Raw genomic sequence first — 22,373 nt, 5'->3', positions numbered from 1 at the left:
ATGCGCAATCGAATGACGACCGGCCGGATCGCCGACCCGTGGGGAGCCCGCACCCCCTATGGTCCGGGCGAACCGTGGCCGGTGCGGGTCGACTGCCATCTGGCCGAGGGGCTGGAACCCGGCGACGTCGACTTCTGGGTGCCGAGCGCAGCGGTCCTGCACAGCAACGGCGACGGCCTGGAGATCGCGGTCAAGGACGGCCGCATCGCCGGGGTCCGGGGCCGGGCCGGCGACCGGGTCAACCACGGCCGGGTCGATCCGAAGGACCTGTTCGGCTGGCAGGCCAACAACTCCCCCGACCGCCTCACCAGGCCTCTGGTCAGGGAGAACGGCCGTCTGGTCGAGGCGAGCTGGGACACCGCGCTGGGCCGGGTGACCGGCCGGGTGCGGGAGCTGCTCGACGAGCAGGGGCCGAGCGCGCTCGCCTTCTACACGAGCGGCCAGCTCTTCCTGGAGGAGTACTACACCCTCGGCCTGATCGCCCACGGCGGTCTGGGCACCAACCACGTCGACGGCAACACCCGCCTGTGCACGGCGACCGCGGCGGCGGCGCTGAAGGAGTCGTTCGGCTGCGACGGCCAGCCGGGCAGTTACGCCGACATCGACCACGCCGACGTCATCTGCCTCTACGGCCACAACATGGCCGCCACCCAGACCGTCACGTGGAGCCGCATCCTCGACCGGCTGGCCGGGCCCCGTCCACCGGCCGTGATCTGCGTCGATCCCCGGACGACGCCCGTCGCCGAGGCCGCGACCCTCCATTTGGCCAACCGGCCGGGCAGCAACGTGGCCCTGATGAACGGCCTGCTGCACGAGATCATCGAGAACGGGTGGATCGACCAGGCCTACATCGACGCCCACACCGTCGGCTTCGACGAACTGCGGCGCGTGGTCTCCGACTACCCGCTGGAGAAGGCCGCGCTGATCTGCGAGGTGCCCGAAGACGACCTGCGCCGGGCCGCCGAGCTGATCGGCACCGCCGAGCGGCTGCTGTCGACCGTGCTGCAGGGCTTCTACCAGGCCAACCAGGCCACCGCCGCGGCGGTGCAGGTCAACAACGTCCACCTGGTGCGCGGCATGCTCGGCCGGCCCGGCTGCGGCGTGCTCCAGATGAACGGCCAGCCGACCGCGCAGAACAACCGCGAGTGCGGCGCCGACGGCGACCTGCCCGGCTTCCGGAACTGGTCGAACCCGGCGCACGTCGCCGACCTGGCGCGGATCTGGAACATCGACCCGCTGGACATCCCGAGCTACTCGCCGCCGACCCACGCCATGCAGATCTTCCGCTACGCGGAGGAAGCCTCGATCAGGTTCCTGTACGTCATCGGCACCAACCCCGCCGTCTCGCTGCCGGAGCTGCGCCGCATCCGGGAGATCCTCTCCAGGGAGGACCTGTTCCTGGTCGTCCAGGACCTCTTCCCGACCGAGACCACCGACCTGGCCGACGTGGTGCTCCCAGCCGCCGCCTGGGGCGAGAAGACCGGCGCCTTCACCAACACCGACCGGACCGTCCACCTGTCGGAGCAGGCCGTCGAGCCTCCCGGGGTGGCCCGGTCGGACCTCGACATCCTGGTCGAGTTCGCCGCCCGGCTCGGCCTGACCGACCGCGACGGCGCGCCCCTGGTCAAGTGGCACGACCCCGAGGGCGCGTTCGAGGCCTGGAAGGAGTGCTCCCGGGGCCGCCCGTGCGACTACAGCGGGCTGACGTACGAGAGGCTCCGCGAGGGCGGCGTGCAGTGGCCCTGCACCGACGAGCGGCCCGACGGCACCGAGCGCCTCTACGCGGACGGCGAGTTCCCGGCCGATCCCGACTACTGCGAGACCTACGGCCGCGACCTGATCACCGGCGCCCCGTTCGAGGCCACCGACTACCGCGCGCTGAACCCCGAGGGCAGGGCGGTCATCCGCGCGGCCGAGTACGTCGCCCCGCACGAGTCGCCCGGCGACGACTTCCCGTTCTGGCTGACCACCGGCCGCTCGCTCTACCAGTTCCACACCCGCACCAAGACCGGCCGGACGCCCGAACTCCAGGCGGCGGCCCCGGAGGTCTGGGCGGAGTTGTCCGCCGCCGACGCCGAGCGGCTCGGTCTGGCCGAAGGCGACCTGGTGCGGGTGACGACCCCGCGCGGCGCGGTCACCGCGCCCCTGCGGGTCACCGGGATCCGGCCGGGCGTGGTCTTCCTGCCCTTCCACTACGGCTACTGGGACCGCGACGGCGACGGCCACGACCGGGCGGCCAACGAGCTGACCGTCACCGACTGGGATCCGGTGTCCAAGCAGCCGATCTTCAAGACCGCCGCCGCCCGGGTGGAGAAGGAGGAGCGGCCATGAAGTTCCAGTTGCTGATCGACGAGCTGCACCGGTCGGAGGACGAGCTGACCCGGGCCCTGCTCACCATGGCCGACCGGCACCGGGGCGACCACGAGACCTTCCACGTCGCCCGCGACCTGTCCGCCTGGTCGGCCGGGCACCTGCGGCTGCTGGCCCCGGCGGGCAAGGAGTTCGGGCTCGACCTGACGCCTTCGGAGGAGCCCGTGCCCCTGACCCGCGAGTGGCTCGGCCACCGGGAGCCCTCGGTGCTGCTGCTGGCCGACTTCCGGTATCTCTACCGGCTGGCGGCCGGGGTGTCGGCCGACTGGGAGCTGCTGGCCCAGGCCGCCCAGGGCGCGCGGCGGGCCGATCTGCTGTCGCTCGCCCAGCGGTGCCACCCGGACACGCTCCGCCAGCTCCGCTGGGCCAACGCCCGGCTGAAGGACTCGGCCACCCAGGCGCTGGTGAGCTGAGGCCTCACCGGCGGCCGGTGGTGGCGATGCCCTGGAGGAAGTAGCGCTGCCCGAAGAAGAAGACCACGATCAGCGGCAGCGTGGTCACCACGCTGGCCGCGAGCACGATCTCCCATTTCGGGTCGCCGCCCTGGTAGAACTGGTCGACCACGGCCTTCAGCCCGCGCGGCAGGGTGAACAGCTCGGCGTCCTGGAGGTAGATCAGCGGCTTCATCAGGTCGAACCAGCTCGCCTTGAGCTCGAAGATGAACGCGATGATCAGCGCCGGGCGCGACAGCGGCACCGCGATCTTCCAGAACAGCCCCAGGTACGACGCCCCGTCGACCCGCGCCGCCTCGAAGACGTAGCGGGGCAGGCCCAGCATGAACTGGCGGAGCAGGAAGATGTAGAAGGCCGAGCCGAACAGGTTGCCCGCCCACAGCGGCACCTGCGTGCCGGTCAGCCCGACGGAGTTCCAGATCAGGTACGTCGGCACCAGCGTCACCGCCGCCGGGAGCATCATCGTGCCGAGCACGCTCGCGAACATGACCCCCCGGCCGGGGAACCGGAAGTAGGCGAACCCGAAGGCCACGAACGCGCTCGACACCGTCACCGCCAGGGCCGCCGCGACGCCGACGACGACCGAGTTGAGCAGCCACGTCAACATGGGGGCGGCGTCCCACACGTCGGCGTAGCTCTGCGGGCGGAACGGGATCGGCAGTTGCCCGGAGAAGGTCAGGTCGCGCGGGCGCAACGAGGCGAAGACCAGCCAGACGAACGGATAGAGGAAGATCGCCGAGGCCGCGCCCAGGAGCATCAGGGGGAAGATCCGGCGGGCGGTCATTCGTAGTGCACCAGACGGTCACCGACCTTGATCTGAATGAACGTGATCACCGCGATCACCGCGAACAGCAACCACGCCAGCGCGGAGGCGTAGCCCATGTGGAGGTACTGGAAGCCCTGCTGGAACAGGTAGACGACGTAGAACAGGGCGGCGTCGCCGGTGGTCTGCTGGGCCTGCGAGGTGCCGAAGTACATCGTGTAGACCTGGTCGAACATCTGCAGCGCGGCGATCGTGTCGACGATCACCACGAAGAACAGCGCGGCGCTGATCATCGGCAGGGTGATGTGCCGGAACCGCTGCCGGCTGCCCGCGCCGTCGATCATGGCGGCCTCGGTCAGCTCGCGCGGTACGTTGCGCAGCGCCGCGAACAACACGATCGTGCTCGCGCCCAGGTTCCACAGCGACATGATCACGATGCCGGGCAACATCCAGTCGGGATCGCTCGTCCACTGCGGGCCCTCGATCCCGAACACGCCCAGCACCTCGTTGAGCAGCCCGGCCTGGCCGTTCAGCAGGAACAGGAACAGCACCCCGACCGCCACGGTGGGGGTCATCGACGGCAGGTAGAAGACCGTGCGGAACACCCCGGCGGCCCGGCCGGTGACCTGGTTGAGCAGCAGCGCCAGCCCGAGCGCGAGCACGCAGGCCAGCGGCACGTGGATCACGGTGTAGAGCAGCGTGTTCTCGATGGCGCGGGCCACCCTCGGGTCGGCGGCCAGGGCGGCGTAGTTGTCGGCCCCGACGAATTCTGGGGCCCCGATGAGGTCGTAGTCGGTGAACGAGAGCACCGCGCTGGCGATCATCGGCCCGGCCTGGAACAGCACCAGCCCGATGATCCAGGGCAGCAGGAACGTGTACGCCCACCGCGTCTCCCCCGTCCTCACGGGCCCAGCGCCTTGACCGCCTCGGCCTGCGCCTGGCGGAGCGCGTCGGCGGCCGGCTGGGCGCCCTGGAGCACCCGGGTCGCCGCCTGCTGGTAGGCGGTGGTGAACTCGGCGGCGGCCCGCGACATCGGGACGGTGAAACCGGCCTGCTGCACCGAGCGGATCACCGTGACGGCGTCGTCGTAGGCGCGGTGGCCCGACGGCTTGACGATCTCCCTGAAGATCACGTCGTCGGCCTTCATGTTCCCCGTGTACGTGCCGATGTTGACCTTGCCCTCGGCCGACCGTTTGGCCTGGCGGGCCCGGGCCGCCGCGATCCACGTCTCGGCGGAGGTCATCTCCTTCATCCAGACGCAGGCCGCCTCGGGGTTCTTGGCCCCCTTGGGCACCGCCCAGGCGTTGCCGCCGACGCTGTTGACCGGCTGGCCGTCGCGGCCCAGGAACGGCAGGACGGTGATCTCCGCGTCCGGGTCGACGCCCGCCATGGCCGCCACGACGAACTGCTCGGTGAGCAGCATGCCGAGCTGGTCCTTGGCGAAGGGGTTGCCCGCGCCGAAGTAGTCGAAGGTGTCGGCGAAGGCCTTCACCCGCTTCCAGCCGCCCTGATCGGCGACCAGCTTCGCGGCGTAGTCCAGGGCCTCGGCGACCTTCGGGTCGTCGAGGTGGGGCGTCGTGCCGTCGGCGCTGAGCAGGTCGGCGCCGTTGGCCTTGGCCCACAGGGGGAGGAACTCGGGCAGCTTGGGGTGGAGGCCGAGCCGTTCGATGGTGCCGCCGGACGTCTTGGTCATCTTCGCGGCCAGGTCGGCCAGGGCGTCCCAGTCGCTGGTGTCGATCTTCGCCGGGTCGACGCCGGCGTCCTTCGCCGCCTTGTCGTTCACGACCAGCACGACGGAGTTGTAGAACTCGGGGATGCCGAACCACTGGCCCTGGAGCTGGACCTGGGCGGCCGCCGCCGGGTAGTAGTCGCCGGTCGGGATGGCCTGCTCGCCGATGCAGTCGCCGATGGGCTGGAGGGCGCCCCGGGCGGCGTACCCGCCGATCTTCTCGCGGGGCAGGTAGACCACGTCGGCCGGGTTGCCGGAGGCCACCGACGACAGGAACGCCTGCTCGTCGAACTGCCCCTGGTTGATCGTCACCGGGATGTCGGGGTGGGCCTTCTTGAAGGCGTCCACGCGGGTGGTCGCGATCTCGTCGGGGAGGCCGAACCCCATGGTGGTGAAGCCGGGAGTGGACGACCCCACCCCACCACAGGCGGAGATCGCGACCAGCAGGAGAACGGCCAGTCGCTTCATGCGGCCCCGACTACCCCGGATTCGATCCGTTAGCGGTTTTCGAAGGGGGGCACGGCGAACGAAGGGGGTTCCGGAATCCAAGGGAGCAGATCATGAAGGCAGTCACCTGGCACGGCAAGCGCGACGTCCGCGTCGACGAGGTCCCCGACCCGGCGATCAAGGAGCCGAACGACGCGATCATCAAGGTCACCTCGACCGCGATCTGCGGCTCCGACCTGCACCTGTACGAACTGTTCGGCCCATTCATCGAGGAGGGCGACATCCTGGGCCACGAGCCCATGGGCGTCGTCGAGGAGGTCGGCCCCGAGGTCACCCACATCAAACCGGGCGACCGCGTGGTGATCCCGTTCAACATCTCCTGCGGTCACTGCCACACCTGCGACCAGCGGCTGTACGCCCAGTGCGAGACCACCCAGGTCCGCGAGCAGGGCAAGGGCGCCGCCCTGTTCGGCTACACCAGGCTCTACGGCCAGGTCCCCGGCGGCCAGGCCGAGTATCTGCGGGTGCCGCAGGCCCAGTTCGGCCCCATCAAGGTGCCCGAGGGCCCGCCCGACGAGCGGTTCCTCTTCCTGTCGGACGTGCTGCCCACGGCCTGGCAGGCGGTCGCCTTCGCCGACGTGCCCGAGGGCGGTTCGGTGGCGGTGCTCGGCCTCGGCCCGATCGGCCAGATGTGCACCCGCATCGCCCGCCACCTCGGCCATCGTGTGATCGGCGTCGACGGCGTGCCCGAGCGGCTGGAGATGGCCCGCCGCCACGGCGTCGAGACCGTCGACGCCTCCGAGACCGGCAACGTGCAGGCGCGCATCCTCGACATGACGGGCGGGCGCGGCGCCGACTCGGTGATCGACGCGGTCGGCATGGAGGCGCACGGCTCCCCCGTGGCCAAGGCCGCCCAGACCATGACCACCCTCCTGCCCGGCAAGCTCGCCGCCCCGCTCATGTCGACGGCCGGCGTCGACCGGCTGAGCGCGCTCTACACCGCCTTCGACGCGGTCCGCCGCGGCGGCACCGTCTCGATCTCCGGCGTGTACGCCGGCATGAGCGACCCGATCCCCATGCTCAAGCTGTTCGACAAGGGCATCACGCTGCGCATGGGCCAGGCCCACGTCAAACGCTGGATCGACGACCTGATGCCCCTGGTCACCGACGAGTCCGACCCGCTCGGTGTGATGGACCTGACCACCCACAGGCTCCCGCTGGAACAGGCACCGGAGGCCTACGAGACGTTCCAGAAGAAGCGCGACGGGGCGATCAAGATCGTGCTTTCTCCGGGTCGTGCCCCCAGTTCATGAGCGAGTAGCGCCACGGCGTGCCGCTGACGTCGCCGCTCGGGCGCTGGGCCAGGTGGCGGCGGACGTAGCCGGTCACCTTGCGCATGTGCGCCCGGTCGGCGTCGGTGAGCTCGCCCTTGCGCTTGCGCAGGATCGCGACGATCTTGCGGCCCGACTCGTGGCCGGTCGACTCGCCGCCGCCGGTCTTCTGGCCGACGCTCTTGGACTCGTCGGTGGCGAGCCACTTCTCCAGTTCGGCGGCCGTCATGTTGACGGCATCGTCGAAGTCCTCATCACCCGTCGTCATCGAGCGCCTCCGGCTTGTGCACGGCGGTCCGCCCGCTCTTGTCGCTGCGCACGCGGTACTGCGGCTCGTCCGGCGAGGCGTCGACCGTGCGGCCCGACTCCTCGGTCCGCTTGGTGATCTTCTTCTCGACCTTGCCGTGGACGGTCTGACCGTGGCTCTTCCACGTGACTTCGTCACCTTTGGATGGTTCGTCCTTTTTTGTCATGTGTGCGCCCTACCCCACCCTCTGTGATCAACGCAGGTTTGCGGGCGTTTTGCGGGGGTATGCGGCGTTTACCAGCACACCAGGACGCTGATGGTCGTCTGACCCGGGACCAGAGATGAACCTCCGGCTCAGCGTACGAAAACGCGACGCCGCGATCGTCGTCCACGTCGGCGGCGACATCGACATAACATCGATCTTCGACCTCTACGACTTCCTCCTGCTGATGGTGGAGGGCCGCAGCCGCCTGACGGTGAACCTCGCCGACGTCGACTTCATGGACTCGACCGGCATCTTCGGCCTGATGCGCGCCCGCGCGACCGTCCGCGACCGGGGCCACGACCTCGTCTTCGAGAAACCCAGCGAACGGGTCGCCCACCTCCTCGACGTCATCGGGTTGTCACTCGACGCCGTCTGACAGTCTCCCGTCGTCGTCGGGGAAGAGGATCGGCCGCCACTGCAGGGTCGAGCGGATCAGATCGTTGGTCACGTGGTCCATGAAGCGGGCGACCGACTCCAGCCGCTGCCCCGCCGGGGTGTCCCGCCCCATCACCTCGACCCCTTGGCGCGCCGCCACGACGACCCGGTCGTTCGCGCGGGCGCTGGCCAGCATCGACTGATACCAGAGGTCGAGGTCGACGACGTAACGCTCACGGCGGTCGTCCCGACGTTCCCGCCGGACGAGGGCCCGGCCTTCCAGGAAGGCGATGGACTTCGACACGGAGGCCGGGCTGACCTGGAGCCGCCGGACCAGCTCGGCCGCTGTCATCCCGCCGCTGTCGCTGACGTAGAGGCAGGCCAGGATGCGCGACATCATGCGCGGCAGCCCCGACTCGACGAACGAGGTCGTGAACGACTCCTCGAAGTCGCGGACGGCCTCGGGATCACGCCCGTAGGCGTCGGACGCCGCCACCGGAGCGCCGGCGGGCGACCGCCTGCGGCGGTGGGCGCGGCGTTCGGTGGCCCGGTGGGCCATCTCGGCACGGTAGGCGGTCGGCCCGCCGTTGCGCATGACCTCACGGGTGACGGTCGACGTGGGCCTGCCCAGCCCCCGGGCGATCTCCGCGTAGGCCAGCCCGTCGGCGAGCCCTGCGGCGATCTGCTGACGCTCCTGCTGACTGAGCCTTCCTCCGGGCATCGGGCCCGCCCCTTCCCTCGACCGCATCCGCCGTTGCCGATTATGACCTTCACACCATGTCATTGCAACACGAGACGACGTCGCATTGCATTAACACGCAGTCCCAATGCAACGATTTCAGTGCATTGACGTGCATGGATGCTCTATTTATGCAACGAGTCAGTTGAAGGATTCGCGAACGCAACTTAGCCTTTCCAATATCAGAAACACCGCGAACGCCACGGAGCACACCATGCAGAAGTTCGACACCCCCCAGGCCGTCATCGCCAAGATCACCGTCCCGATGGGGCTCGTCCGGATCGTCGCCGGCGACCGCGCCGACACCCTCGTGGACGTCCGGCCGAGCAACCCCGGCGGCGCGGTCGACGCCAAGGCGGCAGAGCAGACCACCGTCGCGTTCACCGGCGGTGTCCTGGAGGTCAGGGCGCCCGACGCCCCCAAGTTCGGCAGGAGCGGCTCGGTCGAGGTGACCGTCGAGTTGCCCGCCGGGTCGGCGATCGAGGGCAGCGGCATGGCCACCGACTTCCGGACCGAGGGCCGCCTCGCCGGCGGCCGGATCCAGACCGCCAAGGGCGACATCTCCCTCGGCACCGTCGACGGGCCCGTCATCGCCGACACCGCCCAGGGCGACATCCGCGTCGCCGAGGCCGTCAGCGGCCTGCTCGACCTGAAGACCAGCGCCGGGACGATCGAGGTCGGGGTCGCGGCGGGCGTCTCGGCGGGACTTGAGGCGACCACGGGTCACGGCACCCTGCGCGACCTCCGGCAGAAGTTCGACGGGAACCTCACGGTCGACATCCGGGCGGTCACGTCGTACGGCGACATCGTCGTCCGCGGCAACTGAACCGCTCAGGACTCCGGGCCGCCCGAACCCGAGGCCACGGGCATCGATCAGCCGGTCTCGGCGATCTTGGCCTTGGTCTCAGGGCTGAGGCCCTTGAGCAGGCGGCCCGACCGCCCGTCGGACGACGCCTTGAGCAGACCGGCGGTCACGGCCGGCGGCACGTGCTCCAGCACGTCACAGGCCCGGGCCAGGGTCATCCCCTCAAGCAGCCGCGTCGCCGCCACGGTGACGCCGAGCACACCGAGCAACGCCCCGGCCGTGCGCTCACCGGTGTGCAGGAGAAGACGCACCCCCTGGTCGGGCGGCAGGATCCCCAGCACCGCCGCCGCACCATCCGGGCGCATGAGGCCCAGAATGCGCCCGGCCCGCTCAGCCGGCAGGGCTTTCAGGGTCGCGGCCACCTCGTGCGGGCGAGTCGTCACCAGGTCGTCGAGCTCCTGGGCCGCTCCCCGCGGTTCCATCCTCTTGACGGACACGGGCGACCCGTCGGCGGCGGGGCCGCGGCGACCACCTCGCCCAGGGGGGACGGCCTCCCCGCGCGGGACCGGACCACGGCGCGGGGAAGGACCAGCCTGCCCGGGTGCGCCCCGTTGGGCACGAGGCTCGGACTGCCTGGGCGCGGCCGGATCCCGTTGCGCACGAAACTCCGACTGCCTGGGTGAGGCGGAGCCACGCTGCGCTTGAGGGTCCGACTGCCTGGAAGCCCCAGACTCGCCCTTCACACGAGACCTCGGCTGCCCGAAGGCCGCCGAGCCACTTCGCGCGCCATGGCCCGATCGGCCGCCCTGAGCTTCAGGGCCCGGCTCCTTGAACGCCCCTTCCTCGCCCTGCGCACGAGGCCCTGGCTGTGCCGACCCGCCCGAGCCACCTCGCGGGCCAGGATTCGCTCGCTCAACGGCTGCCCGGCCCCGCTGCCCCTGAGGGCCCGGCTGCGCGGACGCGCCCGACTCGCCCCGGCTCGGCTGTGCCGACCCGCCCGAGCCACCCTGCGCGCCAGGGTCCGACCGCCCCGAGGCCGCCCAACCGCGCTGAGCTTGCGGCTCCGGCCGCCTAGCCCCAGCGGACTCGCCCTGTGCGCGAGGCCCAGGTTGTACTCGCGCACCCGGGCCGGGAGCCGATCGGCCGGGATCGGCCGAACCACGCTGGGCCTGAGGGTCAGACCGCCTCGGCGCGCCCTGCGCACGAGGGTCCGGCTGCACGGGCCGGCCCGAGCCGCCCCGCGCATCCCCGCGCCCGGAGGCCGCCCGGCCGCGCTGGCCATAGGCGGGCGGCTGCGGGGCGAGGATCCTGTCGAGCCGGGCGGCCAGTGTTTCTGCGGAGATGCGGCGCCCCGGATCCTTGGGCAGCACGGCCGTCAGGGCGTCGTACAGGGGACCGGGGCGGCGCGGGGGCGGCAGGGGGTCGTTCAGGATGGCCATGAAGGTGGCGGGGAAGGTGCTGCGCCGGAACGGCGAGTGGCCCTCCAGGGCGTGGATGAAGGTCACGCCGAACGACCAGAGGTCGGCCGCCGGGGACTGGGCGCGGTCGTTGACCCGTTCGGGGGCCATGTATTCGACCGTGCCGAGGAGCAGGCCGGTCGCGGTCACGCCGGTCTCGCCGACGATGCGGGCGATGCCGAAGTCGACCAGGCACACGTGCCCGTCGCGGGTGACCACGATGTTCGCGGGCTTGATGTCGCGGTGGAGCACGCCGACCCGGTGGACGGCCATCAGGCCGCCCAGGACCTGGCGGGCCAGGGTCGCAACCTCGTGTTCGGTACGCGGGCCGCGCTCCATCCACTCTTCCAGCGTGGCGCCCTCGATGTAGGCCATCACGATCCACGGGGTGCCGTCGTCGTCGAGGAACCAGTCGTGGACGGGGACCACCGCCGGGTGGTGGACCGACGCGGCGGCCCGCGCCTCGCGCAGCGCGCGCTGGCGCTGGGTCTCGACGGCCTCCTTGTGGCCGGACAGGGTGATGCGCTTGAGCGCGACCTTCCGGCCGAGCATGGTGTCGCGGGCCACCCACACGGTGCCCATGCCACCTGCGCCGAGCTGGCGGATCAGCTCGTATCTCCCTTTGATCATCCCGCTGTCAGTGGTCGTCGTCGGGCAGGAGTTCCACGCCGCCGGGGCGGTCGATGCTGGACAGGCGGGCGGCCCGGGTGTCGTTCATCCGGCGCAGGGCGTCGTCGTCGCGCAGGCCGGCCACGGGTTCGGGGCGGTCTTCCACGGTGGTGCCGTTGGGGCCGCGCGGGCCCGGCGACCTCCAGTTGTCGCCCGTGTCGGGCGGCCGGGACCAGACGCCCCACACGTTCCACGACCCGCCCGGGTCGGGTTCGCCGCCCTCGCCCTGAAGGCCTCCCTCGTTGAAGGCGCTGCGGGCCTTGCGGTACTCGTCCTTCTCCGCGAGGGCGAGCACCCTCTCGTAGTTGCCCGGCCGCATCATCAGCTTGATCGTCACCGGCAGGCACTCGATCAGCAGGAACAGCAGGAACAGCACGATCCGGGCGGTGCTGAGGGTGGCGTCCTTGCCGGTGACCTCGTTGAGAGCCTGGAGCCGGATCAGCAGTCCGTCGGTGACGAGGTTCTCCTCGTCGAAGACGGCCTGCAGGTCGGACTGGCGCTGCACCGCGAGGTCGAGCTGCTCCTGCGCCTTCGGGAGCGCCTCGCGGGCGCTGGCCAGCCGGCTCTCCTTCGCGTCGGCGCCGGCGGCGGTGAGCTCCTCTTTGCGGGTCTCGATCTGCCGGTTCAGGTCGGCGATGCGCACCTGGCTCCGGTCGTAGGCCTTCTTGCTGCTCTGCGCGAGGGGGCCGTCGCCCTTCTTCGTGCAGCCGGCGCCGCCGTAGAGCTGGCACTGCCATTCCTTGTAGTGCTTTTCGGCCTGTTTCTCCGCATTCGCCCGGTCGGCCTGAAGTGATTTGATCTTCGCGTCCTGCGAGAGGTCGACCGGAACGTCTCCGCCGGACGAAATCACCTGCTGCAGCCGGGCCACATCGGCGCGCAGCTCGTCGACGCTTTTGCCCATCGTGCCCTGGTTCTGCTCCCGGGCGAACTCCTCGGCACGCTGCTGCTTGATTTCTACGATTTGTGCGTCAATTTCCGATTTGAAGATTTGCAGCACCAATGGCGTCGAGATGACGGCCCCGAGCAGGACGGCCATGAGAAGACGCGGCATCGCCAGCGCGAAACGGCGCGGGCTGTCGCTGCGCATCGTGGCGACCAGCCACCGGTCGAGGCTCAGGATCATCAGGCCCCAGACCAGCGCGGTCGGCACCGCCAGCCAGACGCTGACGCCGAGGGCGCTCACCAGGGCGAAACACATCGAGATCACGGCGATCACCGCCGTGGTCAGCACCGCGCCGCCGACGCCTTCGAATTTCGCGGTCTCGCCTTTACACCGTGCCAGGACATCAGGCCGCGCCCCGGATAACGCGATCAGAAAGCGCCTCATGTTTTCCCCACCCGTGAAGCTCACGTTCTGTGCTGGGTCTAGATCCTCGCAGTCACGGCCAACCCCCGCTAGCCTATCTGCATTATCGCACTTCGCTTTAAACCGGGACCTTCGCGTAATCGGGACGCCTATTTACGGCGCCGTCCCGACCCTATTAAAGACACTCCACAATTGACGACACCCCTCGGAGGCGCACCCGGTGCCCGACCCCGACAACGATCTTCTTCGTAAGGCGCTCGCCAAGGCCGTGGCGGGTCTCCCCGGGAGCGGCAGGCTGAGCGTGGTGGAGGTGGCCGCCGACGGGCTCACCTCGTTCAAGATCGTCCGTGACGACCACGGGGTGCCGCGCGGGCGCCGATGGCACTCGTCGTGGACCGAGCTCGGCCAGGAGCGCGCGGCCCTGCTCCGGGCGGCCGACGTCGACCCCGGCGACGACACGCTGCTCGTCTGCTCCTCGCCGGGCGGCTCCCCGGCCGACGAGGCCTTCGAGTGGCTGCGGGCGGCCCGTCCCGACGCGCCGACGCTGCGGGTCGACGCCTCCGTCGCCGCGGTGATCACCGAGGTGCTGCGCGACGATCCGCTGACCCGCTCCTACGACCTGGTGGTCTTACGCCCCCGTACCGACGGGAGCCTGGAACTCGCGACGGTGCCGCTGTTCCCGGTGCAGGCCCGGCCCGGCGCGACCATGACGATGACGCTCCACTGCGAACAGGGCGGTCCGAACGGCACCGCGTTCGCGGTGGTCACCTGGCAGGGGCAGGAGCCGCTGCTGCTGTCGGTGGCGTCCGGGGAGCTCCACCCCGGGACCTACAACGTCACCGCCGAACTCCGGCGGCCCGGCCGGGTGCAATTCAGCGGTCTGCCGCCGCTGACCGACGACCACCGGGGCTGGGCGGAGCTGATCGACGAGATCCCGGCCCGGCTGCCCGTGCGCCCCTCCGACGCGGGACATCTCATCTGCGCGATCGAGGTCTGCGGGGCCGAGGAGAAGGTGGCCGAGCGGGTGGGGCGGGCCCGTCAGGTGGTCTCGACGTTGTCGGGCCGGCCCGGCCTGTCGGTGTCGGTGGTGGCGTACGGGGCCCACTCGTTCGACCGGGCGGTGAAGGACTCCCCCGTCGAGGTGCGCGCCTGGCGGGTCGACGTCGCCGCCGCCCAGGACGCCCTCGACGAGCTGGAGGAACGCGGCGCGATCACCCAGGGCTACCCCTACCATCCGCACGCCGCCCAGGTCGAGGACATGCTGGTCACCGTCGAACGCCGGCTCTCCCGCGACCCGGCGTCGTCGGTCGCGCTGCTCACCATCGGCGACCGGCCCCCGCACCCGCCGAAACTCGACACCTCCCGGGTGCTGCCCTGCCCCCACCGGCACGACTGGCGGGCCGTCGCCACCCGCCTGGAGCAGTCACGGCACGTCGTCTTCGGCGCGATCGTCGACTACCAGTACGGAGACCGGCTGCCACGGGTGTGGCGGCAGCTCGGATCGGCGGCCCTGGCCAACTTCGACGCGCTCGACATCCGAGGGCTCATCTCCGGTCTCGGGCTCGTCTCCGATGCCGTCCCTGTCCCGTTCCCCCTGATCGACGTGGAGTACTGAACCCATGCAGCCCGAATCGCCCCGCCACCACATCGCCATGTGGGGCGCTCCCGGTAGTGGCAAGACGACACTGCTGGCCGCGCTGTCCATCGCGCTGAACCGCCGCGAGGACGATTGGAAGATCATCGGGCAGAACCCGGAGTCCACCGCCTACCTGACCGAGATGACCAGCGCGCTGACCTCGGGCAAGGAGTTCCCCGAGGCCAGCACCGCCCTGGAGACCTTCCAGTGGGCGCTGATCGGCCCGGCGCAGCGGAGCCTGTTCCGGCGGCAGTCGAAACGCGGGTCCACCACGATCGGGCTGACCATGGTCGACGCGCCCGGCGGCCACTTCGCCCCCGGCAAACGCGGCGGCCGGACGGGGGGCGCCGAGGAACGGCAGGAGGAGCTGATGGCCAACCTCACCCAGAGCCGCGGCATCGTGTTCCTCTTCGACCCGATCCGGGAGTTCGAGGTCGGCGACGCCTACGACCACCTCCACGGCCCGCTGAACCGGCTGGCCGAGAAGATGCTGGAGAGCAACGAGTTCATCGGCGGCAAACTGCCCCACCACATCGCGGTGTGCATCACCAAATTCGACGACCCCCGGGTCCTGCAGACCGCGCAGAAGCGGGGCCTGATCGAGCTGGACGACCGGCACCGGTTCCCGCGCGTCGGCAGCGACGAGGCGCGCGACCTGTTCGGCCAGCTCTCCCGGGTCTCGGCCACCGGCACCGCCGACATGGTGATCAACTCACTCGACAAGTTCTTCCACGAGAGCCACATCAAGTTCTACGTGACCTCCTCGATCGGCTTCTACGTCAACCCGCAGACCGAGACGTTCGACTGGAACGACTACCTGAACCTGATCCCCGACGAGTCCGACCACGCCGCGCTGCGGATCCGGGGCCCCGTCTATCCGATCAACGTGGTGGAGCCGATGTTGTGGCTCGGTGAGCGCCTGTCCCGGCAGGGGCGGTCGCGATGACCGACAGCCCCGTGACCGTCCGCCACGTGACCGTCGACTACGAGTGGGCGCTGGAGGGCAAACCGCCGGGCAGCTACAACGACTACGAGGTGCTGAGCCACAGCGACGGCCTCAGCCTCGGCATCTTCGACGAGATCAGGAGCCGCTACGCGACCGGCGCCACGGGCGACCAGCCCCAGGTGACGATCGCCTTCGCCGCCACCCGGCAGCCGGACGAGGGGATCTCCTACTACGTCGTGCTCGCCCTGCAGAACGAGTGGTCGGGCCACCGCGACGGCACCAACCGCAAGATCTACCGCACCCGCTGGTACTACATCCCCTACGACCGGCTCGCCGGACAGCGGATCAGCTACGAGGCCCTGTACGACGCCTTCAAGGACCTCGCCGACACCCGGCCCCCCACCGTCGCGGTCCGCGCCCACGCCCCCCTTCCCCCGGACGACGGGCTGTACGGCGACGCGACCAGCGCCGCCGCGCTCCTGATGACCGGCAAGCACGTGTGCGTGCTCGGCGCCGACGGCGTCCCGATGATCGAGCGGCTGCGGTTCGTCGACGAGGTCGCGGCGCTGCTCCCCTACGGGATGCGCACCCGGCTGACCGCCGCCACCTGGGTCAGCGCGACCGCGGGCCACAAGATCAGGTTGTCGTTCGCCAAGCACGCCGCCGAGGGCACCCACGTCGTCACGTGGCGGCAGGGCGCGCCCATACCCGCCGCCGAGCCGCTGGCCCGCGAGTACGCCGCCCTGCTGGGCGGTCACCGGGTGCCGCCCCGGGAGCTCGTGGAGCGGCTCGCGGAGAAGACCTCCCCCATCTCGTTCGACGAGACGGGCTGTCTCAAGGCGCGCAACCTGCTGGAGGACTGCGCGCTGCCGGACGCCGAACGGGCCTCGCGCGTCGTCCCCGAGGAACCCCGGGAACGCGACACCCTTCCGAAGCAGCCGCCACCGCCGCTCGTGCCCGAACGCCCGCCGATCACCAGGCTGGTCGGGTCGCTCCGCCTGGCGAGGCAGGACTCGGAGGTGGCCGTCCGGCTCCGGGAGCTGCTCGACGCCATCGAGACCCGCGCGGACCGGATGATCCTTCAGTCCGCAATGCTCGACCACAACTGCTTCGAGGCCCCCTTCGGCACGTTCCCGCACCCGGAACCCCGCTACACGGAGGTGGCGAGGGCGGCCTTCACCCCCGACACCTGCCGGACGGAGATCGCCGACGCGTTGTTGCGGAACTCGGCCACGCCGAAGCAGGTCAAGAGCGTCATCAGGGTGATGCGCGGCGAAAGATCCTGGTTGCAGCGGGTGTTGCCCGGGGGAGCCGCGAAATACGTCGTCAGCGGGTCTGCGCTCGTGATCGGCCTGGGGTTGTTCCTCTACTCCGTGATCGGTCTCTTCGCGGGCCCGGAGGACGTCGCCCCGCCGGTCGGCACCGCGACGCCCGTCGTCACGGAGGTCCGGCAGTCGATCACCGTCCACGCCGAGCAGAGTGACCGCTATCTGGCCGACATCTACGCCCAGATGTTGCGCAACCAGAACTACCACTCGGAAGTTCGGGAGTTCACCGATCTCAACCGGGACCGTCCCCACCTCGTGATCACCGCCAGCACGGCGAGCTACCCCGGCTACCAGGTGCTGCTGACCCCTCCCCCGGTCCGCAACACGCTGATCTTCAACGAAGACAAGATCAAGGCGGACGACCTGCCGGACGAGCTCAACGCCGACGACGGCGTCGTCGCGGTCCGCACCGATTTCTCCGACGAGGACAGGCTGAAGGCCGCCTACCCGCGCCTCAAGGTGACGCGGATGTCGCAGAAGGACATCGTCGGCGCCCTTGAGAAGGGAGACGTCGTCATGGCGGTCCTGCCGTCGGGCCTGCCGCTGACCTTCGAGCGGTCCCCCCTGCTGGACGAGGTGCTGCCGTCGCGCACGATCCACGTGCTCGGCAAGGACCTGCCGCCCAGTGCCGAGGCAAGCCTGACGGGTGTCTCCGCGCAACTGGTCGAGGAGTGGCAGACGGGACCCGCCGGAATGGATCCCCAGGAGTCGGCGCGGAAGTCCGCCGACCTGCTGATGCCCCCCAGTCCCACGCTGGTGACCGTCTCGGCGCCGCCGATGGCGACGATCTCCGACGACGAGCCCGGCGGGCTTCCCGGCAGTGTCCTGTTGTTCGTGGCCTCGATCCTGCTCATGGTGATCGGACTGTTCGTGTTCCTGCGCAGGCCGTCCTACGTCCCCCGCGAGCGCTGATCCGGCTGGAGTCCCCCTTTGAGCACGGATTCCGCGTGGCCCGGACCGGCCGCCGGGCTCCCGGCGGGGACGCTCTCGGTCCGGAGCGTCGCTCGGAGGGCTACGGCGTGGTCGGGATGGCGCGGGGCGGGCAGAACGACGGGTTGGTCCAGCCCCACCACTGGTCGCCGTTGTAGGCGTTCCAGCGGCAGCTGATGGTCGCGGTGGCGTTGTAGTGGCAGATGATCTGGCCGTAGCCCTGGACCCACGAGTGGATCCAGCGGGCGGTGTTGGTGTCGTCGACGATCGACCACGGACACATGTAGGGGGTGGTCGGGTTCGCCTGGGCCGGCCCGGCGAACAGGACGAGCGGCACGGCGGCGGCCGCCGCGACCGCTCCCATCGCGGCGGCGATGCGCTTACGGATCAACGTTGTTCCCTTCTTGGCGTGGTGCCGAAAACTGCTGACGCGATGAACGTAACAGTGTGACGAGATCACGCAAGGACTGGATGTCAACGGGAATGCTTGCTAATCTCCTACGCCGCCTCGGAGATGTCTCCAGGCGAGTTCCAGCACGGCCGCACCGGCCGCCTGCATGGGCTCGCGGGTGACGTACCGGGCGACCGACTCCTCGTCGAACGGCACCCCCTTCGTCGCGTGGCCTTCCTCGTTCGCGCCGGTCATCGCGCCGAAGACGGCGTCGAAGGTGCGCGCCTCCACGACGGTGACGGCGAGGATGTCGGTGGCGAAGGTCAGCGGGTCGACGCCGACGCCCAGGACCGTCGACCGCAGGTCGCCGCTCTCGCGGGCGTCGGTCAGCCGCCGGTAGAGCGGCCAGGTCTCGTAGTCGAACTCCGGGCCGTAGTGCTCCGAACGCCCGAGGAACTCCTCGGCGTACTCGCGGACCACGCACTTCCACAGGTCGAAGTCGGCCCGCTCGGCCTGGGGGCTCTCCGCCGACGGCTGGAACACCCCGACCGGCATGACCTGGAACAGCCCTCCCCCGTGGGCGACCAGCGCGGGGTCACGCCAGTGCAGCACGAAGGTGATCTCGCCGGTCTCCCGGTCGTGCCGCAGGGTCAGCATCGAGATCGCCGGATGCGCCGGCCGGGCCCGCAACTCGGTCGGATCCGGCACCAGCCGACGCCACGGCCCCGGGCCGTGCGCGTCCTCCTCGTTCAGGGAGGCGGCGGCGAACTCGTGGGCGATGGCCTCGCCCACGTTGACGGCGTCGAAGTACATCCCCCGGGTGAAGGTCAGCTCCGGCCAGTTCACGTCGAGCAGCCGGTAGCAGGTGCGGTTCTCGAAGAGCTTCGGCTTGTCGAAGGTGGTCATCGCCTCGGCGTAGGTCAGCTCGCCGGGCAGCCGCGGGCCGGCCGGCACCGGTTCGTCGGTCCAGCGCAGCACGACCTCGTGCAGGTCGAGGGGTTCGGGCAGCGCCCAGGCCGGGCGGGTCAGCAGGTGGGTGGAGCCCACCCGGGGCAGGTCGGGGTAGAGCAGGTCGGCCCGCCGGGCCAGGACGTGGCGGTTGGTGTTGAGGTGACGGCGGACCTCGCGCCAGGAGTTCATCCGGGCAACACTAAGGGCTCCGGCAGGGGGATCCGGAGCCCTCGGTTGCTCAGGTCAGACGCGGTCGGCGGCGATCAGCAGGTACTGGAAGCTGCCGTTCTTGTAGGCGTTCAGGAACGCCTCCTCGATCCCGGTCACCAGGTGGGACTTGGCCCGCAGCTCCCAGTAGGGGATGGTGGCCGCCGTCAGGTCGACGACGCTGACGGGCACCAGCCGGTTGTTGGCCATCTCGCGGAAGTACTGGCTGCGCGGATGGATGTCGCAGATGTAGTGGGCGTTGATCTGGCTGATCGCCTTCGACGGCAGGCCGTAGGCGTCGTTGTAGCAGCCGGTGATGGTGACGTAGCGCCCGCCGCGCGCCAGCAGGCGCGAGTGCTCCCGGAACAGGAGGGCGAGCTCGACGTACATGGTGCTCTCGTTGTTCCAGATCGCCTGGTAGGAGCCGGACTCGAAGCCGGTGTCGAGCATGTTGCGCAGGTGGAAGCGCACCCGGTCGTCGACGCCGCGCAGTTTCGCCTGTTCGTTGGCGAAGTCGACCTGCGACTCCGAGATGGAGATGCCGTCGACGTGGCAGCCGTACCGGAGATTGGCGACCAGCGACGAGCCGCCGCGGCCCGAGCCGGCGTCGAGCAGGCGGTGGTGCGGTTTGATCTCGCCCAGGTGGCTCAGCAGGAAGTCGGACTGGGCCGACTCCAGGCGGTGCAGCTCCCTGGTCATGCGCTCGTCGCGGGTCTCCTTCGGTCCCTCCAAGACCGACCAGTCGACGTCGCCGATGCCGTAGTGATGGTGGTAGATGCCGTCGACCTCGCCCAGGCGGAGATTCACTGGGTTTTTCTCGGTGTTCCAATAATCAGCCACGGAGCGCTGGTAATCGCTTTGGGTGATGGTCACCGAACGAATTTCCTTTCGCTATCTGTACCTGTCGCTGGATCCGTGCCATTCGAGACAGCCGGCCATCCATGCCTGGGCGCCGCGCAGGAAACGCTGGAGTTCCGTGGAGGGAACGGCGGCCAGTGATTTCTGGCTGGCTTCGAAACCCCGGACGAAGTCGTTGTGGAGGGCAACGGTCCGTTCGGTCGCCTCGCGTATCGAGCATTTCTCCTCCGCGGCGATGAGCAGCACCACGTTGGAGTCGGGCAGTTCGTCGGCGGCCTCCTTCTCCGCCGAGTAGAGGTCGTTGACGAGGACACTGGCGGTCCCGGCCTGCATGAGCGCCGTGTGGAACCGCCGGTCGGCGAAGAGGTCGGCGGGGAGGGCGTATTCGCCCACGACGTCGATGAGGACCATCGACGTGTAGAAGCTGTCGTGCTGCCGGGCGGCCAGGTAACGCCACACCGGAGGCGGCGCCTCGAAGTAGCGCCAGGCGGCGTAGGCGGTCCAGCTCACGAACATCTGCGAGGTGATGTTGCAGGCCCGCATCACCTGCGACGGGGTGGCGTGGCGGCTCAGGTGGGCGGTGGCCGACCGGAGGGCGCGCAGCACCGGGTCGGCGCTGATCGCCTCTTCGAGCTGCGCGGTGTAGGCGCCGGCCGGGGGCGGCGGGTCCATCGCCGACGTGACCAGCGCCAATCGGGGCGGCAACTCGGTCGGGGTGGCGCCCAGGTCGGTCTCGTCGGCGTAGTAGTCGTCGGCGGCCCACCAGGCGGCGTTCATCTGGGCGGCGATAAGGATCAGGTCGGGTTCGTCGGTGTCGGCGTGGGCGAGGGTGGCCAGGCGGCCGAACCCGGTGTCGCGGAAGGTGTCGATGCGGCCCTCGTGGAGGCCGACGCTCTCGGCCCACGCGACCAGGCGGCGGTTGACCTCCTCGCCGAGGGCGTCGTCGACCCGCACCGTCTCGGGCACGTAGAGCGGCGGATGGCTGCCGTCGCCCCATTCCCTCTCGCGGTAGGGCAGCGGGGTGAGGCCGTAGCGGCGGACGACCAGAGTCGGATCGAGTGAGGGTGTGGGCGGCTGGTGCCCGTCGACGAGCGCCGGGGTCTCAGGCGGCTCGGCGGCGGGGACCCGGAGTGCGGAGGTGCCCAGGCCGGTCGGGCCCGGCAACCGCCCCGACGGAGTTTCGCTCGACTCGGGCATCAAGCCCCCTCCTGGAATTCGCCGAATTCACTATTCGGTACGTCTTCCATAGGCATGAGAATGCACAATGAGGCCCCCGAAAATAAAAGCGATCCCCCGTCCGCCGCCAATACTAAAGGCCACCCCACGGTCACGCAACGGTCATTCATCGTGCCCGTCTTATGCCGAAATATACGGCCAATTCACAACCACACGACTATTCCCGTCAAACCGTTCAGCACAGCCGCCACACCCGCCCTGATCGCGGAAGCGCACCTTTCCGGCGTGAACGACGCCGGGTCGTACGTCGACGACGCCCCCAGCCCCTCCCCCCGGAACGACGCCCCCGCCCAGTCGACCGACGTCACGTTGTGGGTCGGCTCGGCCAGTTCGGCCCCGACGACGAGGAAGCGCTGCGACAGGTGGCTGGCGGTCACCAGGGCCAGCGGGTCGATCAGGTCGTTGCCCGCGCTGACGATGAGGTCGGGCTTCAGGTCCAGCGCCCGGGTGATGCCGGGGACCAGGTCGTGCGGGTGGGTGATCGCGACGGTGCGCAGGTCTGCGTCCACCTCGCCGGCCCACTCCTCGACCGCCGCGACCAGGTTCTTCGTGGGGGCGTCGGCGCCGGAGGTGACCAGGACGACGCGGTAGCCGCCCGACGGGCGGACCGCGTCCCACGAGCCGGGCGCGGGCGTGATGGTCGCCTCGGGGTGGGGGCGCGCGGCGAAGAACCCGGGGCCCAGCGCGCCGACCGCGCTGGGCGCGGGGTGGGGTTCGGACCAGTCCGCGCCGCAACCGGTCAGCAGCAGTAGTACGGCCATCAAGGCGGCGATGCGGAGCAAGACGATCGTCCTCCGGGGTGGTACGGGTGGTGCGCGTACATCCTGCTATCCCGTTTTTCCGTTTTGTAGTTGTCAGGGTGGTTCTGCGGTTATTTAGCGATCCGTTCGACTCCTGTTCACACATGGCGAGGAACGTGCTCCTTCGTCACGTAA

The 22,373-nt window shown here is 70.0% G+C and carries 20 protein-coding genes and 2 pseudogenes; 8 read left to right on the top strand and 14 right to left on the bottom strand.

What is annotated here, in order from left to right:
• Together QSK34_RS16740 and QSK34_RS16735 are read left to right on the top strand one after the other, a co-directional pair.
• Positions 1–2,331: a molybdopterin oxidoreductase family protein gene (locus QSK34_RS16740; RefSeq protein ID WP_285585163.1), complete on the top strand. Its 2,331-nt coding sequence runs from the start codon at positions 1–3 to the stop codon at positions 2,329–2,331.
• A complete protein-coding gene (locus QSK34_RS16735; protein WP_285585160.1) occupies positions 2,328–2,783 on the top strand; it encodes a hypothetical protein in 456 nt (151 codons plus the stop codon). The genes QSK34_RS16740 and QSK34_RS16735 overlap by 4 nt, the downstream gene beginning before the upstream one ends.
• A gap of 4 nt (positions 2,784–2,787) precedes the next feature.
• Here the strand turns inward: QSK34_RS16735 and QSK34_RS16730 are convergent, their stop codons facing one another.
• From QSK34_RS16730 to QSK34_RS16720, 3 genes are read right to left on the bottom strand one after another with little or no spacing between them, the layout of a single operon-like run.
• Entirely contained in the window at positions 2,788–3,606 is an 819-nt protein-coding gene (locus QSK34_RS16730; RefSeq protein WP_161481081.1) for a carbohydrate ABC transporter permease, read from the bottom strand.
• Entirely contained in the window at positions 3,603–4,490 is an 888-nt protein-coding gene (locus tag QSK34_RS16725) for a carbohydrate ABC transporter permease (protein ID WP_285585156.1), read from the bottom strand. The genes QSK34_RS16730 and QSK34_RS16725 overlap by 4 nt, the downstream gene beginning before the upstream one ends.
• A complete protein-coding gene (locus QSK34_RS16720; RefSeq protein WP_285585154.1) occupies positions 4,487–5,782 on the bottom strand; it encodes an ABC transporter substrate-binding protein in 1,296 nt (431 codons plus the stop codon). Before QSK34_RS16720 ends, QSK34_RS16725 begins: the two co-directional genes overlap by 4 nt.
• Before the next feature lie 92 nt (positions 5,783–5,874).
• Here QSK34_RS16720 and QSK34_RS16715 point away from each other — a divergent pair, with 92 nt between their 5' ends.
• Complete coding sequence (locus tag QSK34_RS16715; protein ID WP_030455013.1) at positions 5,875–7,074, top strand: zinc-dependent alcohol dehydrogenase; 1,200 nt, start codon at positions 5,875–5,877, stop codon at positions 7,072–7,074.
• On the opposite strand, the gene QSK34_RS16710 is transcribed toward QSK34_RS16715, so the two are convergent.
• Positions 7,034–7,360, bottom strand: coding sequence for a DUF3140 domain-containing protein (locus QSK34_RS16710; RefSeq protein ID WP_285585151.1), 327 nt, complete (start codon positions 7,358–7,360; stop codon positions 7,034–7,036). The genes QSK34_RS16715 and QSK34_RS16710 overlap by 41 nt on opposite strands.
• Positions 7,347–7,565, bottom strand: coding sequence for a hypervirulence associated TUDOR domain-containing protein (locus QSK34_RS16705; protein ID WP_030455011.1), 219 nt, complete (start codon positions 7,563–7,565; stop codon positions 7,347–7,349). Before QSK34_RS16705 ends, QSK34_RS16710 begins: the two co-directional genes overlap by 14 nt.
• 115 nt (positions 7,566–7,680) lie before the next feature.
• Between QSK34_RS16705 and QSK34_RS16700 the strand changes: the two genes are divergently transcribed.
• Positions 7,681–7,980 (top strand): STAS domain-containing protein, encoded by a 300-nt coding sequence (locus QSK34_RS16700; RefSeq protein ID WP_285585146.1) that lies wholly within the window; start codon positions 7,681–7,683, stop codon positions 7,978–7,980.
• On the opposite strand, the pseudogene QSK34_RS37935 reads toward QSK34_RS16700, so the two are convergent.
• A pseudogene (locus QSK34_RS37935) lies at positions 7,963–8,382 on the bottom strand (MarR family transcriptional regulator); the annotation flags it as partial. The gene QSK34_RS16700 and the pseudogene QSK34_RS37935 sit on opposite strands and share 18 nt — an antisense overlap.
• 120 nt (positions 8,383–8,502) lie before the next feature.
• Positions 8,503–8,700 (bottom strand): annotated as a pseudogene (locus QSK34_RS37930) (helix-turn-helix domain-containing protein); the annotation flags it as partial.
• Positions 8,701–8,932: 232 nt separating this feature from the next.
• Here QSK34_RS37930 and QSK34_RS16690 point away from each other — a divergent pair.
• The gene (locus tag QSK34_RS16690; RefSeq protein WP_285585140.1) at positions 8,933–9,544 is read left to right on the top strand and encodes a DUF4097 family beta strand repeat-containing protein; all 612 of its coding nucleotides are present in this window, start codon (positions 8,933–8,935) and stop codon (positions 9,542–9,544) included.
• Between the two features lie 47 nt (positions 9,545–9,591).
• On the opposite strand, the gene QSK34_RS16685 is transcribed toward QSK34_RS16690, so the two are convergent.
• Together QSK34_RS16685 and QSK34_RS16680 are read right to left on the bottom strand one after the other, a co-directional pair.
• Positions 9,592–11,610 carry a protein kinase domain-containing protein gene (locus QSK34_RS16685; RefSeq protein ID WP_285585136.1) on the bottom strand — a complete coding sequence of 673 codons (2,019 nt, stop codon included), beginning with the start codon at positions 11,608–11,610 and terminating at the stop codon, positions 9,592–9,594.
• A gap of 7 nt (positions 11,611–11,617) precedes the next feature.
• Positions 11,618–12,976, bottom strand: coding sequence for a DUF4407 domain-containing protein (locus tag QSK34_RS16680; RefSeq protein ID WP_285585133.1), 1,359 nt, complete (start codon positions 12,974–12,976; stop codon positions 11,618–11,620).
• 199 nt (positions 12,977–13,175) lie between these two features.
• Here QSK34_RS16680 and QSK34_RS16675 point away from each other — a divergent pair, with 199 nt between their 5' ends.
• Genes QSK34_RS16675 through QSK34_RS16665 form a run of 3 tightly spaced genes read left to right on the top strand, consistent with a single transcriptional unit; the run spans position 13,176 to position 17,777 of the window.
• Positions 13,176–14,570, top strand: coding sequence for a hypothetical protein (locus tag QSK34_RS16675; RefSeq protein WP_285585130.1), 1,395 nt, complete (start codon positions 13,176–13,178; stop codon positions 14,568–14,570).
• Between the two features lie 4 nt (positions 14,571–14,574).
• Positions 14,575–15,537, top strand: a complete 963-nt coding sequence (locus QSK34_RS16670; RefSeq protein WP_285585127.1) for a hypothetical protein — start codon at positions 14,575–14,577, stop codon at positions 15,535–15,537.
• On the top strand, positions 15,534–17,777 hold the full coding sequence (locus tag QSK34_RS16665; protein ID WP_285585123.1) for a hypothetical protein: 2,244 nt from the start codon (positions 15,534–15,536) through the stop codon (positions 17,775–17,777). The genes QSK34_RS16670 and QSK34_RS16665 overlap by 4 nt, the downstream gene beginning before the upstream one ends.
• Before the next feature lie 100 nt (positions 17,778–17,877).
• On the opposite strand, the gene QSK34_RS16660 is transcribed toward QSK34_RS16665, so the two are convergent.
• The 5 genes from QSK34_RS16660 to QSK34_RS16640 all read right to left on the bottom strand — a co-directional run bounded on the left by QSK34_RS16660 (position 17,878) and on the right by QSK34_RS16640 (position 22,199).
• On the bottom strand, positions 17,878–18,186 hold the full coding sequence (locus QSK34_RS16660) for a hypothetical protein (RefSeq protein WP_285585120.1): 309 nt from the start codon (positions 18,184–18,186) through the stop codon (positions 17,878–17,880).
• Positions 18,187–18,285: 99 nt separating this feature from the next.
• On the bottom strand, positions 18,286–19,326 hold the full coding sequence (locus QSK34_RS16655) for a hypothetical protein (RefSeq protein ID WP_285585117.1): 1,041 nt from the start codon (positions 19,324–19,326) through the stop codon (positions 18,286–18,288).
• Positions 19,327–19,380: 54 nt separating this feature from the next.
• Positions 19,381–20,226: a geranyl diphosphate 2-C-methyltransferase gene (locus QSK34_RS16650; RefSeq protein ID WP_161481218.1), complete on the bottom strand. Its 846-nt coding sequence runs from the start codon at positions 20,224–20,226 to the stop codon at positions 19,381–19,383.
• Positions 20,227–20,235: 9 nt separating this feature from the next.
• Entirely contained in the window at positions 20,236–21,399 is a 1,164-nt protein-coding gene (locus QSK34_RS16645) for a family 2 encapsulin nanocompartment cargo protein terpene cyclase (RefSeq protein ID WP_285585110.1), read from the bottom strand.
• A 182-nt stretch (positions 21,400–21,581) separates the two neighbouring features.
• Positions 21,582–22,199, bottom strand: a complete 618-nt coding sequence (locus QSK34_RS16640) for a type 1 periplasmic-binding domain-containing protein (protein WP_285585108.1) — start codon at positions 22,197–22,199, stop codon at positions 21,582–21,584.
• Positions 22,200–22,373 lie beyond the last annotated feature (174 nt).

This window comes from Herbidospora sp. NBRC 101105 (assembly GCF_030269205.1).
Lineage (GTDB): Bacteria > Actinomycetota > Actinomycetes > Streptosporangiales > Streptosporangiaceae > Herbidospora > Herbidospora solisilvae.
Note: the sequence above shows the minus strand (reverse complement) of the source record. Positions and strands in the feature narration are given on the sequence as shown.